This window comes from Acinetobacter junii (assembly GCF_018336855.1).
In the GTDB taxonomy this organism is placed as follows: Bacteria; Pseudomonadota; Gammaproteobacteria; order Pseudomonadales; family Moraxellaceae; genus Acinetobacter; species Acinetobacter junii.
The window spans coordinates 3,275,668-3,292,707 of the sequence record NZ_CP059558.1 but is presented as its reverse complement, the minus strand read 5'-3'; the positions used below and the strand labels follow the sequence as shown (position 1 = coordinate 3,292,707).

The window sequence follows — 17,040 nt, the reverse complement described above, 5'->3', positions numbered from 1 at the left end:
TTAACGGTTATGAAAATTGCAATATTTGGCAATACTTTATATGCGGGAGTAATGTCCGTACTTTTATCTGAATCTGGACATCAGGTTTTTTGGTGTTCAGATACTCAAAACAATGAAAATAATTTGCAATATGCATTTCATGATGAGAATGTTAATCAACTATTAGAAAAACAATTAAAAAGTGGCTTTTTGAACTACGCAGCTCTTTCTGAGTTGCCATTAGATATAGATGGGTATTTATTTAGTTTTAACCAAACCCAAGAAACTTTCGTTTATCAGTTGCTCAGTAGGCTAAAGCAGCGAAATATTATCCATCCAAAACTCATGATTAATGCATCTACTTTTGGTCTGCATGGTACTGAAAAGATGCAGAAAATACTTGCAGAGGATGATTGGGTATATTTACCTGACACAATCCAAGAAGGTAATGCTTTGCAGAGCTTAACCCAAGCTAAGCAATTGATCGTGGGCTGTTTGGATCATCGTGCTCAATGCAAAGTAAAAGAGTTATTAAGACCTTTTTTCCCTTTGGAACAGCAATTTTTGTTTATGCCCATCCTAGATGCCGAGTTTACTAAACTTAGCATCTCAGGCATGTTGGCGACCCGTATTAGTTACATAAATGATTTGGCTGTAGTCGCCGAAAAACTTGGAATAGATATTGCCTCAGTACGTCAAGGCATGGCTGCAGACAATCGGATAGGCTCTGCTTATTTATCACCTGGAGCGGGGTTTGGTGGTGAAAACTTTTCCCATGATGTTTTGACATTGGCTAGTACTGTAGCAAATACAGGAGTTAAAAGTCAGTTACTTGCACAAGTTTGGGATATTAATGAGCAGCAAAAAGAAATTCTGTTCCGTAAATTATGGAATTATTATCATGGTGATTTGCAAGGTAAAACAATAGCAATATGGGGGGCTTCCTTTAAGGAAAATACCTCCAGTATCCAACAATCACCTATCCATCACATGCTAAAAGCACTATGGGCACAAGGTGTTACAGTCCATTTGCATGATCCACAGGCTTTAGATGAAATTGAAATGATTTATGGGCAACGCTCAGATTTGATTCTCTTTCAAAATCAATATGAAGCTGTTCAGAATGCTCATGCCCTTTGCCTTTTAACGGCGTGGAAACAATACTGGAGCCCTGATTTTAAGCGATTGCAGCAGCAGATGGAGCATCCTTTGATTTTGGATGGTCGTAATATCTATGACCCTCATTATGTGAAAGCACAAGGTTTTGCTTATATGGGCGTGGGGCGTTAATGATGACTCAACCTAACCAATCTATGTCTTTGACGCAGAAGTCTTCTGCAATGGAAAGCTTATCTTCTTTAAAAAATCAATTGATTGATACTCATCTCAATACCTTATTTGCTGAAGATTCAAAGCGTTTTAATCATTTTTCAGTTGAATATGATCAAATTGTTTTAGATTTTAGTAAACACCGTATCAATCAAAGCATAATAAATGGTTTAGTTGAATTAGCAGATGAGCGAAATTTAGGGCAATGGATTCAGAAATTATTTTCAACAGAGTTGATTAACTATACGGAGCAAAGAGCAGCAATGCATTGGGCATTGCGGCTGCCAAAGGATTCTAGTTTTCAACCCGAAATTACTGAACAAGTACATGTGCAACTTGATCGCATGTATGCCTTAGTAGAAAAGATTCATAGCGGTCAATATCGTGGCGCTACCGGTGAGGTAATTCAAGATGTCGTGAATATTGGTGTTGGCGGTTCAGATTTGGGTCCACTAATGGTGACTCACGCGCTGTCTGATTTTAAAGTGCCAACTGCAAAACCTTTAGCTGTCCACTTTGTCTCTACAATGGATGGTAGCCAGTTATCTGAGCTTTTGCATCAATTGCGACCTGAAACAACGCTATTTATTATTTCATCGAAGTCTTTTGGCACAATTGATACGCTTTCTAATGCACAAACCGTACGTCAATGGCTTGAAAAGGCGTTAGGTTACAATGACAAAATTCTCAAGAATCATTTTATTGGGGTTTCAACTAAACCTGAGAAAATGACGGAATGGGGAATAGCAGCTGATAAACAATTGTTACTGTGGGATTGGGTTGGTGGTCGTTATTCTCTATGGTCTTGTATTGGGTTACCGATCGCATTAACGATCGGAATTCAGGGTTTTAAACAGCTTCTAGCAGGAGCTCATGCGATAGATCAGCATTTCCGAACCACATCATTTGAGCTCAATATTCCTGTTCTGATGGGTTTGTTAGGCGCGTGGAATAATAATTTTCTCGATATCCAAACACATGCTGTTTTGCCATATGATGGTCGCCTTAAATATTTTGCTGCCTATTTACAACAGCTTGAAATGGAGTCTAATGGTAAATCTATTCAACGGGATGGAGAAAAGGTTAGCTTAGCTACTTGCCCAATTGTATGGGGTGAAGTTGGACCCAATGCGCAGCACGCATTCTATCAATTACTTCACCAAGGAACGCATAAAGTCAGTTGTGATTTTATCGCGCCTGTAAAACGTTATAATTCTAATCAATTTACCTATGCTGAAAATGCGGATGCCTTGATAGAACAGCATCATTTGGCATTATCGAATTGTTTAGCCCAATCACGCCTGTTGGCTTTTGGGAACCAAGCACTTTCACAAGATGAATTAAATGAATTACCAAGATATAAACAATATGAAGGTAATCAACCAAGTTCAACCATTTTGTTAAAAGAGCTTAATCCATATAGTTTAGGGATGTTGATAGCAATGTATGAGCATAAGGTGTTCGTACAATCCGTCTTATGGAATATCAATCCTTTTGATCAATGGGGAGTAGAGAAAGGAAAAGAAGTTGCCAACCAACTCTTACCTATTTTGAACCGAGAGCAAGAGGATTTATCTTTATTTGATACTTCAACACAAGGTTTATTAAGAATATTGTTGAATCAAAAAGAATAGTAAAATGTTGAGCTGAGCTATATTTGCAACTAAAGCGTAAATATAGCTCGGCTGTTTTTATAGCTTAGGATTGAATCAATCCAGTTAACTCATCCACATAATTTTGCATAGGTTGCGGATTTTTATCAGCACGACTTTCAATATTTAAGCGTAGTAATGGTTCTGTATTCGATGCGCGGACATTCAAACGCCATGCACCAAAATCAAGGCTAACACCATCTGTACGGTCTACTAATGGATTTTGGTCTGCATAATGATCAAAGATCTTTTGAACCGTTGCTTGTGTGTCTGCTACTTTAAAATTGATTTCGCCGCTACAAGGGAATTTGGCAATCATATTTTCAACGAGTATTGAGAGTGATTTTTCTGTTTCTGAGAGTAGAGCTATGGTGAGTAACCAAGGAATCATACCGCTATCACAATAAGCAAAGTCACGGAAATAATGATGTGCACTCATTTCTCCACCGTAAACAGCATTGTGTTCACGCATCACATCTTTAATAAAAGCATGTCCAGATTTTGATTGAACTGCGATACCTTGGTATTGCTCTACGATATCAAAGGTATTCCAAACTAGGCGTGGATCATGCACAATTTTTTCGCCAGATTGTTTGATTAAGAATGCTTGTGCCAATAAGCCAACAATGTAGTAGCCTTCGATGAATTGACCTTTCTCATCGAATAGGAAGCAACGGTCAAAGTCACCATCCCATGCAATGCCCATATCTGCATTGTGCGCAAGCACAGCATCACGGGTACTGTCTCGGTTTTCAATTAAGATCGGATTCGGAATTCCATTAGGGAAAGTTCCATCGGCTTCATGATGAATTTTAATAAATTCAACTGGAATATTCAGTTGCTGGAATTTCTGTTCAATCGCATCAATGACATGGCCTGCTGCACCATTACCTGCATTTACCACCAGTTTGAATGGTTTAATTTTCTGAGGATCGATGTAGGTTAATAGGTGATCAACAAACTCTGGCAAAATATTATAGTTTTTAGTTGTACCTTTTTGCTCAACTTCGGTAAAAGTTCCTGATTCAGCGAGTGCTTGGATGTCTTTTAATCCCGTATCAGCACTTATTGGACGTGCATTTTCACGAACTAATTTCATGCCGTTATAATCCATTGGATTATGGCTCGCCGTAACTTCAATGCCACCTTGTACATCAAGATGGAAAGCGCCGAAATAAACTTCTTCGGTACCCGTCATGCCTAAATCTAGAACATTGACACCTGCATCATTAAGACCACGAATGGTTGCTTGCTTTAAGCCTTCACTACTCAGACGGATGTCACAACCAATCACCACTTTTTTAGGTTGATAGATTTGTCCGTATGCACGACCAATTTTATAGGCAATTTCTTCATTGAGTTCAGTGCCTAGTTTTCCGCGAATATCGTAGGCTTTAAAGCAGGTCAGTTGAGTCATATTTAAAGGTGCTGTTTGTTGTTTATTCATGTGTTGCAGTATACAAAGACTGAGCTAGATTGAACATTGAATGATACAGATTTAATCATTCAGCACATTTATTCTTGGCTCTAGTTGTCGGATAAATTTTAGTTTTAATGAAGCTGGTTTTGTAAAAATAAAAAAGGTTGTTTCACGTGAAACAACCTTTTTTGATTCATAAAGTCTCCCTTTTGAAAGGGAGATGAGGAGCGATTATAGCTCCGCAAGGGGATTTTAAGCTGATTTTGCTAACACTTCAGCCATTGCTTTTGCAACTTTATAAATATTATTCATATTTAAACCTGCAACGCAGATACGACCACTACGAACGAGGTAAATTGCATATTCTTCACGTAAGGTGTCGACTTGCTCGCCTGTCAAACCTGTATAGCTGAACATACCTTTTTGGTTTACAAGGTAGCTAAAGTCACGCTCAGGAAGTGCTTTAGTCAACTCATCTTTTAAGATGCTACGCATTTTGATAATACGTTCGCGCATCTCTTTAACTTCGTTTTGCCATTGTTGATTGAGATCAGCATCATTTAATACTTGATCAACCAACCATGCACCAGTTGTTGGTGGGCTAGAGTAGATACGACGTACAGTTGCTTTTAACTGACCGAATGTGCATTTTGCTGCTTCAGCATCGTCACATACGAAAGTTAAACCACCAACACGCTCACCATAAAGTGAGAAGATTTTAGAGAACGAGTTGCTTACGATGAAGTTCAGACCAGCTTGGTCTAAAGCACGAATCGCATAAGCATCTTGTTCCATGCTATCGCCAAAGCCTTGATAAGCGATGTCGAGGAATGGAATCAAGTTACGCTCTTTTAATACCGCAATCACTTGATCCCACTGTGCTGGATTTAGATCCGCACCTGTCGGGTTATGGCAGCAAGGGTGTAACAACACGATGCTTTGCTCTGGCAAAGTTTTTAATGTCGACAACATGCCATCAAAATCAACGCCACGTGTTTCAGCATCGAAATATGGATAGTAGTTGCTCTTGATGCCAGCACCGTTGAAAATCGCAACATGGTTATCCCACGTTGGTTGGCTTACCCACACTTCTGAATTTGGGAAATAAGTTTTTAAGAAATCTGCACCAACTTTTAATGCACCTGAACCACCAAGCGTTTGGATAGTAGCAACACGACCTTGTTGAATTGCAGGGCTATTTGCACCAAACAATAACGCTTGAATCGCATCACGGTAAGGTTTAAAACCTTCCATTGGTAGATAAAGTTTGGTTTGAGTATTTTTAGGTGCAATACGTTTTTGAGCTTCGATAATAGTTTCGAGCTGTGGAACGATACTGTCTTCGTTGTAGTACAAACCAATACTTAAATTAACCTTTTCAGCGCGTGGATCAGCGTTGAACTGTTCCATTAAAGAGAGAATTGGGTCGCCTGCATAAGGTGGGATATGTTGAAACATTAACAATGTCCTTTTATTCAACAAGGTGCATGGATGTGTCTTGTGGAGCGCTGCTCCAGATGCCCAATAATGTACCAATAAAGCGATGATGAAGCACGCTGTTATTTACATTTCTAGTGCAGTATTTACTTACAAAAATTTGTAGCAAAGTGCTCGATTATAAAGATTGTCTACAATCAAGCTGTCATACCATAGTCGTAGCATAAGCAATATTAATGAGTCCAAAGATATACAAAATTGAGCGTAGATCAATTGCAATAAAATCATAAATATTTGTTTTATTTATAATTATTGTGATTTTTATGACGGTTTTGAATGATTCTAATCAGAATGGATAAAATGTCTGACTGACTGCACAGGTCTATTTTATTGTCGACAATCCTATTGCATTATTTCTATTATCCCGTTATAAAATCATCAAAACTGTAGAGATTGTCGACAATATGCAAGATACCCTTGTTCCTCAAGCCATCAGCACGAGTCAGAGTATTACTCTGACGGAACACGTATTTAAGCAAATTCAATCGGCGATTGTATTAGGACAAATTCCTGCGGGCAGTAAAATTTCTGAGCCTGAGTTAGCGCGTATTTACGGGATTAGTCGTGGTCCATTGCGCGAGGCGATTCATCGTCTCGAAGGGCAGCGATTGGTTGAGCGTACGGCACATGTTGGCGCGCGAGTTGTTTCTCTTTCTCTACAACAATTTAAAGAACTTTACCAAATTCGTGCTTCACTTGAAGGCTTAGCTTGTAAGTTGGCTGCACAGCATATTGATAAAAAACAAATTTTGGCATTGCGTGATGTGTTGCGAATGCATGCTGAAGATGAAAATTTTAAAGCAGGTAAGGGTTATTACCTACAAGAAGGTCAAGACGATTTCCATTACTGCATTATCAAAAGCAGTGGTAATAAAACCTTAGAAAAAATGTTATGTGATGAGCTGTATCACCTCATCCGTATGTACCGAATTCAATTTTCAAACACCCCAAATCGACCGAGCAAAGCTTGGGACGAACATATCCGCATTTTAGATGCGATCGCAGAAGGTGACGGTGAACTTGCCGAAATGCTGATGCACCGTCACATCAATGCATCTTACAAAATTGTTGAGCAAACATTGCTGCAAACCCAAGGAGAACATCAACATGGCTAAATCTGCTGGTCAGCTATTCCGCGACGCGGTCGCAAATGAAAAACCATTACAAGTGGTGGGTGCGATTAACGCCAATCATGCATTGTTAGCAAAACGTGCAGGCTATAAAGCAATTTATTTGTCAGGTGGTGGTGTTGCAGCAGGTTCGTTAGGTTTACCTGATTTAGGGATTAGTAACCTTGATGATGTATTGACGGATGTACGCCGTATTACTGATGTCTGTGATTTACCATTATTGGTTGATGTGGATACCGGTTTTGGTGCTTCAGCATTCAACATTGCACGTACCACTAAATCAATGATTAAGTTCGGTGCAGCAGCAATGCACATCGAAGACCAAGTGGGCGCAAAGCGTTGTGGCCACCGTCCAAACAAAGCGATCGTGACCCAACAAGAAATGGTTGATCGTATTAAAGCTGCTGTTGATGCTCGTACCGATGAAAGTTTTGTGATTATGGCGCGTACTGATGCACTTGCAGTTGAAGGCTTACAAGCAGCAATTGATCGTGCAGGTGCGTATATTGAAGCTGGTGCGGATATGTTGTTCCCTGAAGCAATCACTGAATTGGCAATGTACAAGCAATTTGCTGACCTGACTAAAGTTCCAGTATTAGCAAACATTACTGAATTTGGTTCTACACCATTATTCACGACTGAAGAGTTGGCTTCTGCGGATGTAAGCATTGCGTTGTATCCACTTTCAGCATTCCGTGCGATGAACAAAGCAGCAGAAAATGTGTATGTGACTTTGCGTCAAGAAGGCACACAGAAGAACGTTGTTGACACCATGCAAACCCGTCAAGAATTGTATGAACGCATTAACTACCATGCGTTTGAACAATACCTAGATGGAACTTTCGCGAAGAATAAATAAGTCAAACAATCTCCCCTAACCCCTCATTGGAAAGAGGGGTTTAGGGAGATTAAGAACTTTATAAGTTTTACCCCAAAGATATAAAAAAGGACAATGTTATGAGCAGTAATGAAACTCCAACAGGCTTCAAGCCAAAAAAATCAGTTGCGTTAAGTGGTCAAGTTGCAGGTAACACAGCACTTTGTACAGTGGGTCGTAGTGGTAATGACTTGCACTATCGTGGTTATGACATTCTTGACCTTGCAGTGGGTAGCGAATTTGAAGAAGTTGCGCACTTGCTTGTACATGGCAAACTTCCAAACAAAGCTGAGTTGAAAGCCTATAAAGCAAAACTGAAAGCACTTCGTGGCTTACCAGCAGCATTGAAAACTGCACTTGAGCAGTTACCACCATCTGCACACCCAATGGACGTGATGCGTACAGGCGTTTCAGTTCTAGGTTGTTTAACGCCTGAACATGAAGACCACAATGAAGCAGGTGCGAAAGATATCGCTGATAAATTGATGGCAAGCTTGGGTTCAATGTTGTTGTATTGGTACCACTTCAGCAACAACGGTCGTCGTATCGAAGTTGAAACGAATGATGACTCAATCGCTGCGCATTTCCTCCATTTACTTCATGGTGAAGCGCCATCTGAAGAATGGATTCAAGCCATGCATACCTCTTTGATTCTGTATGCAGAGCATGAATTCAACGCTTCTACATTTACTTCACGTGTTGTTGCAGGTACAGGTTCAGACATGTACTCAGCAATTACAGGTGGTATTGGTGCGTTGCGTGGTCCAAAACATGGTGGTGCGAACGAAGTTGCATTCGTGATTCAACAACGTTATGACAACGCTGATGAAGCAGAAGCAGACATCCGTAGCCGTGTAGAGAAAAAAGAAGTGATCATTGGCTTTGGTCACCCTGTTTATACCATCTCTGATCCACGTAACGAAGTGATCAAGAAAGTGGCGCGTGATCTTGCAGATGCTCAAGAGAACACCAAAATGTACCTCATTGCTGAACGTTTAGAAGCAGTGATGAAAGAAGTGAAGAACATGTTCCCGAACCTGGATTGGTTCAGCGCGGTGAGCTATCACTTGATGGGTGTTCCAACAGCAATGTTCACTCCATTATTCGTGATTGCACGTACAGCAGGTTGGTCAGCACATGTGATTGAACAACGTCAAGACGGCAAGATCATTCGCCCAAGCGCGAACTATACTGGCCCTGAAAACTTAGAATTTAAACCATTGGCGGAGCGTGGTTAATGACAAATCAATACCGTAAACCGCTGGCAGGTACCCAGCTCGAATATTATGACGTGCGTCAAGCCGTTGAAGATATTCAGCCAGGCGCATATGAAACTTTGCCATACACATCTAAAGTGTTGGCAGAGCAGCTTGTACGTAAAGCTGATGCAGAAAACTTAACTGATTATTTAAAGCAATTGATTGAACGCCGTCAGGACATGGATTTTCCTTGGTATCCTGCACGTGTGGTATGTCATGACATCTTAGGTCAAACCGCACTCGTCGACCTTGCTGGCTTACGTGATGCGATTGCTGACAAAGGTGGCGATCCTTCTAAAGTGAACCCAGTAGTTCCAACGCAGTTGATCGTGGATCACTCTTTGGCAGTGGAATATGGCGGCTTTGATCCTGACGCGTTTGAAAAAAACCGTGCAGTAGAAGATCGTCGTAACGAAGACCGTTTCCACTTTATCGAGTGGACGAAAACCGCATTTAAAAATGTCGATGTGATCCCTGCGGGTAACGGCATCATGCACCAGATCAACTTGGAGAAAATGTCTCCAGTGATCCAAAATCGTGATGGCTTAGCGTTCCCAGACACATGCGTAGGTACAGACTCACATACACCACATACGGATGCACTTGGTGTGATCTCAGTGGGTGTGGGTGGTTTAGAAGCTGAAAACGTGATGTTGGGTCGTGCATCTTGGATGCGTCTTCCAGACATTATCGGTGTTGAGCTTGTCGGTCAACGTCAAGCAGGCATCACAGCGACTGATATCGTATTGGCACTCACTGAATTCTTGCGTAAAGAACGTGTCGTTGGTGCATACCTTGAGTTCTTCGGTGAAGGCGCAGACACCATGTCGATTGGTGATCGTGCAACTATCTCGAACATGACACCTGAATACGGTGCAACGGCTGCGATGTTCTACATCGACCAAAATACGATTGATTATTTACGCCTGACAGGTCGTGAAGATGCACAAGTGGCATTGGTTGAGCAATACGCAAAAGAAATCGGTCTTTGGGCATCAGATATGACCAAAGCACAGTATCCACGCGTACTTCGTTTTGATCTTTCAACAGTCACTCGTAACATTGCAGGTCCATCAAACCCACATGCACGTGTATCTACTGCTGACTTGAAAGAAAAAGGTATCGCAGGTGTTGTTGAAAACCGTACTGATGGTTTAATGCCTGATGGCGCGATCATCATTGCTGCGATCACGTCTTGTACCAATACCTCAAACCCACGTAACACGGTGGCAGCAGGTCTATTGGCACGTAAAGCCAATGAACTTGGTTTAGTACGTAAACCTTGGGTGAAATCATCATTTGCACCAGGTTCTAAAGCGGCTGCACTTTATCTTGAAGAAGCTGGCGTACTCAAAGACCTAGAGAAACTTGGTTTTGGTATCGTGGCGTATGCATGTACTACCTGTAATGGTATGTCAGGTGCGCTTGATCCAGTGATTCAACAAGAAATCATTGACCGTGATTTGTATGCGACAGCGGTACTTTCGGGTAACCGTAACTTCGATGGTCGTATCCATCCTTATGCAAAACAAGCGTTCTTGGCATCGCCTCCACTTGTTGTCGCGTATGCGATTGCAGGGACAATTCGTTTTGACATCGAAAAAGACTCATTCGGTACAGACAAAGACGGTAATCCAATTTACCTGAAAGATATCTGGCCATCTGATGCTGAAATCGATGCACTGGTAAAAGAAGCTGTGAAGCCTGAACAATTCCGTAAAGTCTACATTCCAATGTTTGACCTCGGTGAAGTTGAGCAAGCGGAAAGCCCACTTTACGACTGGCGTCCAATGAGTACTTATATCCGTCGTCCGCCGTATTGGGAAGGGGCGTTGGCTGCACCACGTACTTTGACCAACATGCGTCCGCTTGCAATTTTGGGTGATAACATCACGACTGACCATTTATCGCCTTCAAATGCGATCATGATGGATTCGGCTGCGGGTGAATACCTACACAAAATGGGCGTACCTGAAGAAGACTTCAACTCATATGCGACACATCGTGGTGACCATTTGACCGCACAACGTGCAACATTTGCCAACCCGAAATTGTTTAATGAAATGGTGGTTCGTTCAGACGGCACGATTAAACAAGGTTCAAAAGCGCGTGTAGAGCCTGAAGGCGAAGTGATGCGTATGTGGGAAGCGATTGAAACTTACATGAACCGCAAGCAACCGTTGATCATTGTAGCGGGTGCGGATTATGGTCAAGGTTCAAGCCGTGACTGGGCAGCGAAGGGTGTTCGTCTTGCAGGTGTTGAAGCGATCGTGGCTGAAGGTTTTGAGCGTATTCACCGTACTAACCTTGTCGGTATGGGCGTGTTACCGCTTGAGTTTAAACCAGGTGTGAACCGTAAAACGTTGAAGTTAGATGGTACTGAGCTTTATAGCGTGATTGGTAATATCTCACCGCGTTCGACTTTGACTTTAGTGATTGAACGTTCAACTGCTGATGGTAAAGAAGAAATTCTTGAAGTGCCTGTAACTTGCCGTTTAGATACAGAAGAAGAAGTTTCTGTATATGAAGCGGGCGGTGTACTTCAGCGTTTTGCGCAAGACTTTTTAGAAGGTCAAGTGGCTTAATACTTTAGCTAAAAGTAATTGATATTGTTTAAAAAAAACCCTATCTTGATGATGGGGTTTTTTATATTGAGAATATTATGCAAGAAGAACTACTTAAAAATCTTGTCTCTGAATTAATTAAGCAATTTACCTTACCAATATTTAATGGGTTAAAGAGGTTAACTAAAGAAGCTAATAACAAAATTCAAGTGTCATTTAATTTATGTTTTTCAGAATATTTAGAAAGAAACTATGAAAGATATTCGAAAACTAAAACACTTTTGTATAGAGAAATGCCTGTAAATATAAAAGATTTTTACGTCAGAACTGATCTGATGATTAGTTCAAAAATAGTTAATGAACATAATTTTATTGAAGAAATAGAGGGTAGTAAAAGATTAATTATTTTGGGGAATGCAGGTAGTGGAAAATCAACATTCTGTAAAAGTCTATTTATTGAACTAATAGAGAAGCCAATTGGTATCTTTCCAATTTTTATTGAGCTAAGACATATTAATAGTTCTCCTGATAAGTCTATATATAATTTTATATTAAATACCATGATTTCTATAAATCCATTATTTAATAAAGAACAATTAGATTACGCCTTTAAATTAGGACGGGTTTTGATTGTTTTGGATGGATTTGATGAAGTTAATAGTGAAGAGCGCGAAAAAATTGAAAGAGAGATATTGCATTTATCAAATAATTATCATGGTATAAGAATGTTGATCTCTAGTCGCTTTGATAATAGATTTTCTTCTTGGGAGGAGTTTTATCAATATAGGATTTTAGAGCTTGATAAAAATAAAGCTCTAACTTTGATTAATAAGCTGGATTATGATAGACAGGTTAAAGCATCATTTTTAAGTGAGTTAGATAAGAAATTATATGATTCTCATACTAGTTTTGCTGCAAATCCATTACTATTGACAATGATGCTTTTAACTTATGAACAAATAGCAGAAATACCAAATAAGATACATTTATTTTATGAGCAAGCTTTTTTAACTCTTTTTAATAAGCATGATTCATTAAAAAGTATGTATAAGAGGAAGTCTTTTTCTCAATTGCCTTTAGATGATTTTAAACGTTGTTTAGAGGCTTTTTGTATATTGAGTTATTGTGATAGATCATACTCTTTTGGAGAAAATGAAATAAATAGGTTTCTTGATGATTCCATAGCTATTTCTGCTTCAAAAACTACTGCTAAGGATTTTTTAAATGATTTACTTGACTCTGTTTGTATATTACAAAGAGATGGTCTAGGTTTCACTTTCACCCATCGATCTTTTCAAGAATATTTTACTGCTCAATTCTTAGTAAATAAGATTAGCAATAAAAAATTTGAGCTTTTTGAGAAAATTTTTAATGTGAACTGGAGAGATAATGTATTAGGTATGGTTTTTGATATGAATCCTGCTATATTAGAAAAGGAATGGATTATTCAGAAATCTATATATATTCTTTCGGAGGTTAAAAGTGTTATTGATGAAGATATTTTACTTTTAAATAAAATTTACTCATCAATTACTACAGTGGAAAATGATGATGGGGAAGTTCTTATAGGCTTTGGTATGGGAAATCCATCAAATTATGCAGAGTTTTTTTTGTTTTTTAATAAACTTTATGATAATGAATTTGCAGAGTATTGTAAGGAAAATTATAAAGAAAAGTCAGAAGATAATAAAAAATATGAAGAGGATTTAATTGATTTTATTATTAACAATGGGGATATTAGCTTGGTGGAATATGAAGTTATTGATCCACATATTATAGATTTAGTTAATAAAGCAAATGCAACCGATTTTATTGTAAGGAATATTAATTTCTTAGAATATATGGTTGATTTTATTAATAAAAAAAATGATAAGCAAGACGTTGATATAGCAGCACTAATTTTAGATGGTTAAAATATAGCTAATTAAATCTAGAAAGATTCTTTCTACTAACCTAGAGTTTAAATTTCACCTTTCCGACACCACTATTCGTCAGAAAGGTCAATAAATAATCAAAACTATCACGCTATAGTATATGAACCATTTCTAAAATCTATGGAGAACAAAGATGGTTACTGCTGGCGAAAGACCTGGAACTGGCTTCTATTTTTGTGTCCAATGCGGACATCGCACCTATTTAGAAATTGGTACTGATCGTTTACCTCCGTGTACCAAATGCCTTGGCAATCAATTCAACAGTAAGAATGCCTAAGCCGCAAACACCAAACAGTTACCCACTGTTTTGATGAAAGCCCTGTCACTCGATAGGGCTTTTTTGTTACTGTAAAATATGAAATAACAAGATAGCGATATCTGACAAAAATAAGGAAAACCCAGATGGAAACAATTTTAGGACTTTGTATCGGCGTAGGATTAAGCGCAGCCTGTGGTTTTCGTGTCTTTGTTCCTTTATTGGTGATGAGCATTGCAACCCTGATGGGCTGGTATGAACCTGCAAAAGGTTTTGAATGGTTAGCGATCCCTGCTGTATGCGCGGCACTTGGATTTGCAACCATCTGTGAAATCGCAGCTTACTATGTGCCGTGGGTCGATAATCTCTTGGATACCATTGCCACGCCTGCTGCTGTAGTGGCAGGCACACTCAGTACGATGGCAGTCAGTAGTGGAGAAATGTCACAATTTGCAACGTGGGCAGCCGCGCTGATCGTGGGTGGCGGAACAGCAGGTGTGGTGCAAATGAGTACGGTCGCTGCACGAGGTGTCTCAACAGCAACCACTGGTGGACTGGGTAATTTTGTAGTGGCAACAGGTGAGTTGATTGGCTCGATTGTCTTGTCGATCTTGGCATTTGTGATGCCTGTTGTGATTACGGTATTTGTGATTATTCTCGTGATTGTGGTCGCACGTTGGGTGAGCCAAAAAAAGCAAGAAAAGATCAGTCATTCAACATCGTGAGTTTTTAAATTCAGTACAATCAGGAAACTTAGAGCAAATTTTATAATCTAAGTTTCCTATGTGTATTACCACTTCACACGTTTTAATAAGATATCTTTATACATAATAAAGTCGCAGGCGAGGCTAAAGAATGGCTGCTTAAAGGTTGCAGGTTTATTATGCTCATAAAAGAAATGACCTACCCACGCAAAGCCATATCCGACTACAGGCAAAGCCCAAAGTAATTTGGCATTTCCAGTTGCAACAGATGCAGCAGCGATACCAATCACGCAGCTTGTCCCCACGAAATGCAGACGACGACAAGTCGCATTTTCATGTTGCGAAAGATAAAAAGGATAAAATTCAGCAAGGGTTTTATAACGAACTTCACTGGCTTCCATCTGCACAGTATTGTTTTTCATCAGTTCTTGAGTATTGTGAGACATACGACTATTCCTTTCGTTTAAAGTCGTCTTCATTTTGAACACTCCAACCGAAATGGTCTTGAACGAATATGCTATCTCAACATACGGAATTAGACTCGATCACACCGCATAAAAGCTTGGTCTATGCGTGGGATGGCGTGATTGTGTATGTGACTCAAGATCATTTGAATAAAGCACACGCGCATTTTCCAGCACTATTACAAATTGGTTTGGGCACTGCTTTTGCATTGGCTGTTGAAGATCAACCTACCCGCTATCATGAAATTGTGGTGATGGCACCCAATATTAGCCACAGTACCGATTCACAGAATCAACCTTATATTGCAATTCTGATCGATCCTGATCATGTGCTTTATGCTTATCTGCATCCTTTATTGAATGGACAGACATTTAATTCATTATCTGCTGATCGACTTCAATCTTTTCAAAAACAGTTTCAGCAATTGATGACTGCTCAACTCTGCTTAGAACAAGTAAAGCAATTGCTGATGGATGTGTTATTGGCACTCAATCCTCAGCCATTATTGGCTTTACCATGGGATCAACGGATTCAACTGGCATGTGATTACATCAAACGCTGTGTGCCTCATCAAATTCCAACTATCGCTGATGTTGCGCTACAGGTTGGACTATCAGAGTCACGCTTGATGCATCTGTTTAGTCAGCAACTCGGACTTTCCATGCGGCAATATATCTTGTGGTTGCGTATCCGCTATGCCATCAAGTTGTGGATGCAGGGCAAAACTTTGATTGGGATAGCAGTTGAATCAGGCTTTTCTGATCAAGCTCATTTCACCCGAACTTTACGTCGTATGGTGGATTTTGCGCCGTCGATGTTGAAAGCCAATACGATTTTTATCAGCGATGATGCTACCGAAAAATAAACTAAGCATTGAAAGAGTTCGGTCAAAGTATTTCTAAGATTCGATGCTAAGATTTTCATGAACACTCAGAAGAATGATAGATATGAAAATCGTCGCCATTCAGCCTGCATTGCAGTTAGGACAGGTTGAAGCAAATTTAAAAAAACTCGAACAATTGATTTTAGCGGCATATCAAGAGCATACGCCTGATGTGATCGTACTTCCTGAGTCGATGACTTCTCCAAATGTCTATTCACCACAAGCTTTCTTGACACCACAACCATTACAGGGTCAGCCCTTACAGCTTTTAATTCGCTTAGCCAAGCAATTGAATGTGGTGATCACAGGGGGCTTCGTGGCAATTCGTGACGGGCATACCTATGGTACTTATGTCATGGTGGAGCAGAATGGCGATTATCATCTGCATGACAAAGATATTCCAACTGCATGGGAGCAAAATTTCTATCGCGGTGGTTCGGATAATGGAGTTGTGGATTCAAGTAGCTTGAACTGTAAGGTTGCATTGCTCTCAGGTTGGGAGTGGGCAAGGTTCCGTACCGCCAAGCGTGTTCGAGAACAACATGCACAGTTGATTTTAGGTGGAATGTGTTGGTATTCGATGCCGATAAATTGGTATGGATTGTTGGGTACTTGGATGCGTCGTGAACATGAAATTTATAAACAACAAAGTGAAGCACTACCTGCGCAAATGGCACGTTTAACAGGTATTCCCGTAGTGCATGCCGCTCATGTCGGCGAAATCCTGAGTGATATGCCGTTGTTACCTTATGTCAAATGGTTAACTGAAATGGTGGGCGAAACGCAGATTTGTGATGCTGCTGGAAATGTTTTAGCGCGTATGAGTTTAGCCGATGGTGAGGGCTTTATCGCCGCAGAAATTGAATTGGCTGACCCTAAACCTGTCGAACCTTTAGCATCTAGTTATTGGATTCCTGACATGACGCTGACTTCAAAATTAGCATGGCATGTCGGCAATCTTCATGGCGGACTGATGTATCGTGTAAGACATCGCCTGAAAAAGTTTCCTTGGCAAAAACAGTTGAAGTAAACTAAAGCTAGCTTCTCATTCAACAAACAGCGATGGCATGGTGATCTTACCCATCGCTTCT

Annotated in this window: 14 protein-coding genes; 11 read left to right on the top strand and 3 right to left on the bottom strand. The window is 40.0% G+C overall.

The genetic code is table 11. The features are described from left to right. The first annotated feature begins 9 nt into the window (after positions 1 to 9). Positions 10 to 1,269 (top strand): nucleotide sugar dehydrogenase, encoded by a 1,260-nt coding sequence (locus H2677_RS15255; RefSeq protein WP_212638865.1) that lies wholly within the window; start codon positions 10 to 12, stop codon positions 1,267 to 1,269. Positions 1,270 to 1,319: 50 nt separating this feature from the next. Continuing rightward, entirely contained in the window at positions 1,320 to 2,942 is a 1,623-nt protein-coding gene (gene pgi, locus H2677_RS15250; protein ID WP_235702185.1) for a glucose-6-phosphate isomerase, read from the top strand. A gap of 64 nt (positions 2,943 to 3,006) precedes the next feature. Here the strand turns inward: pgi and H2677_RS15245 are convergent, their stop codons facing one another. Together H2677_RS15245 and H2677_RS15240 are read right to left on the bottom strand one after the other, a co-directional pair. Further along, positions 3,007 to 4,377 carry a phosphohexomutase domain-containing protein gene (locus tag H2677_RS15245; protein ID WP_212639623.1) on the bottom strand — a complete coding sequence of 457 codons (1,371 nt, stop codon included), beginning with the start codon at positions 4,375 to 4,377 and terminating at the stop codon, positions 3,007 to 3,009. A 255-nt stretch (positions 4,378 to 4,632) separates the two neighbouring features. Further along, positions 4,633 to 5,838 carry an amino acid aminotransferase gene (locus H2677_RS15240; RefSeq protein WP_112987170.1) on the bottom strand — a complete coding sequence of 402 codons (1,206 nt, stop codon included), beginning with the start codon at positions 5,836 to 5,838 and terminating at the stop codon, positions 4,633 to 4,635. A 443-nt stretch (positions 5,839 to 6,281) separates the two neighbouring features. Between H2677_RS15240 and H2677_RS15235 the strand changes: the two genes are divergently transcribed. The 7 genes from H2677_RS15235 (at position 6,282) to H2677_RS15205 (ending at position 14,622) form a co-directional block, all read left to right on the top strand. Next, positions 6,282 to 6,992, top strand: coding sequence for a GntR family transcriptional regulator (locus H2677_RS15235; RefSeq protein ID WP_004956801.1), 711 nt, complete (start codon positions 6,282 to 6,284; stop codon positions 6,990 to 6,992). After that, positions 6,985 to 7,866 carry a methylisocitrate lyase gene (prpB, locus tag H2677_RS15230; protein WP_004956800.1) on the top strand — a complete coding sequence of 294 codons (882 nt, stop codon included), beginning with the start codon at positions 6,985 to 6,987 and terminating at the stop codon, positions 7,864 to 7,866. Before H2677_RS15235 ends, prpB begins: the two co-directional genes overlap by 8 nt. A gap of 98 nt (positions 7,867 to 7,964) precedes the next feature. Then, positions 7,965 to 9,122 carry a bifunctional 2-methylcitrate synthase/citrate synthase gene (gene prpC / locus H2677_RS15225; protein ID WP_004907222.1) on the top strand — a complete coding sequence of 386 codons (1,158 nt, stop codon included), beginning with the start codon at positions 7,965 to 7,967 and terminating at the stop codon, positions 9,120 to 9,122. Further along, positions 9,122 to 11,728 carry a Fe/S-dependent 2-methylisocitrate dehydratase AcnD gene (gene acnD / locus H2677_RS15220; RefSeq protein WP_212638864.1) on the top strand — a complete coding sequence of 869 codons (2,607 nt, stop codon included), beginning with the start codon at positions 9,122 to 9,124 and terminating at the stop codon, positions 11,726 to 11,728. The genes prpC and acnD overlap by 1 nt, the downstream gene beginning before the upstream one ends. A 77-nt stretch (positions 11,729 to 11,805) precedes the next feature. Further along, positions 11,806 to 13,620, top strand: a complete 1,815-nt coding sequence (locus H2677_RS15215) for an NACHT domain-containing protein (protein ID WP_212638863.1) — start codon at positions 11,806 to 11,808, stop codon at positions 13,618 to 13,620. Positions 13,621 to 13,774: 154 nt separating this feature from the next. Then, on the top strand, positions 13,775 to 13,918 hold the full coding sequence (locus H2677_RS15210) for a zinc ribbon-containing protein (RefSeq protein WP_004665293.1): 144 nt from the start codon (positions 13,775 to 13,777) through the stop codon (positions 13,916 to 13,918). Between the two features lie 125 nt (positions 13,919 to 14,043). Further along, entirely contained in the window at positions 14,044 to 14,622 is a 579-nt protein-coding gene (locus H2677_RS15205; protein WP_004956784.1) for a DUF4126 domain-containing protein, read from the top strand. Between the two features lie 65 nt (positions 14,623 to 14,687). Here H2677_RS15205 and H2677_RS15200 read toward each other — a convergent pair whose 3' ends face one another. After that, the gene (locus H2677_RS15200; RefSeq protein WP_042893579.1) at positions 14,688 to 15,047 is read right to left on the bottom strand and encodes a DUF962 domain-containing protein; all 360 of its coding nucleotides are present in this window, start codon (positions 15,045 to 15,047) and stop codon (positions 14,688 to 14,690) included. Between the two features lie 68 nt (positions 15,048 to 15,115). On the opposite strand from H2677_RS15200, the gene H2677_RS15195 reads away from it, so the two are divergent. Continuing rightward, a complete protein-coding gene (locus H2677_RS15195; protein WP_212638862.1) occupies positions 15,116 to 15,931 on the top strand; it encodes a helix-turn-helix transcriptional regulator in 816 nt (271 codons plus the stop codon). An 82-nt stretch (positions 15,932 to 16,013) separates the two neighbouring features. Next, positions 16,014 to 16,979 (top strand): carbon-nitrogen hydrolase family protein, encoded by a 966-nt coding sequence (locus H2677_RS15190; protein ID WP_212638861.1) that lies wholly within the window; start codon positions 16,014 to 16,016, stop codon positions 16,977 to 16,979. Positions 16,980 to 17,040: the final 61 nt, after the last annotated feature.

Excerpts from the sequence above, each read along its gene's own strand:
- H2677_RS15210 (WP_004665293.1), top strand. The coding sequence starts at position 13,775 with ATGGTTACTGCTGGCGAAAGACCTGGAACTGGCTTCTATTTTTGTGTC.
- pgi (WP_235702185.1), top strand. The coding sequence starts at position 1,320 with ATGGAAAGCTTATCTTCTTTAAAAAATCAATTGATTGATACTCATCTC.
- acnD (WP_212638864.1), top strand. The coding sequence starts at position 9,122 with ATGACAAATCAATACCGTAAACCGCTGGCAGGTACCCAGCTCGAATAT.
- H2677_RS15215 (WP_212638863.1), top strand. The coding sequence starts at position 11,806 with ATGCAAGAAGAACTACTTAAAAATCTTGTCTCTGAATTAATTAAGCAA.
- H2677_RS15195 (WP_212638862.1), top strand. The coding sequence starts at position 15,116 with ATGCTATCTCAACATACGGAATTAGACTCGATCACACCGCATAAAAGC.
- H2677_RS15255 (WP_212638865.1), top strand. The coding sequence starts at position 10 with ATGAAAATTGCAATATTTGGCAATACTTTATATGCGGGAGTAATGTCC.
- H2677_RS15245 (WP_212639623.1), bottom strand. The coding sequence starts at position 4,377 with ATGACTCAACTGACCTGCTTTAAAGCCTACGATATTCGCGGAAAACTA.
- H2677_RS15235 (WP_004956801.1), top strand. The coding sequence starts at position 6,282 with ATGCAAGATACCCTTGTTCCTCAAGCCATCAGCACGAGTCAGAGTATT.
- prpB (WP_004956800.1), top strand. The coding sequence starts at position 6,985 with ATGGCTAAATCTGCTGGTCAGCTATTCCGCGACGCGGTCGCAAATGAA.
- H2677_RS15190 (WP_212638861.1), top strand. The coding sequence starts at position 16,014 with ATGAAAATCGTCGCCATTCAGCCTGCATTGCAGTTAGGACAGGTTGAA.
- H2677_RS15205 (WP_004956784.1), top strand. The coding sequence starts at position 14,044 with ATGGAAACAATTTTAGGACTTTGTATCGGCGTAGGATTAAGCGCAGCC.
- H2677_RS15240 (WP_112987170.1), bottom strand. The coding sequence starts at position 5,838 with ATGTTTCAACATATCCCACCTTATGCAGGCGACCCAATTCTCTCTTTA.
- prpC (WP_004907222.1), top strand. The coding sequence starts at position 7,965 with ATGAGCAGTAATGAAACTCCAACAGGCTTCAAGCCAAAAAAATCAGTT.
- H2677_RS15200 (WP_042893579.1), bottom strand. The coding sequence starts at position 15,047 with ATGTCTCACAATACTCAAGAACTGATGAAAAACAATACTGTGCAGATG.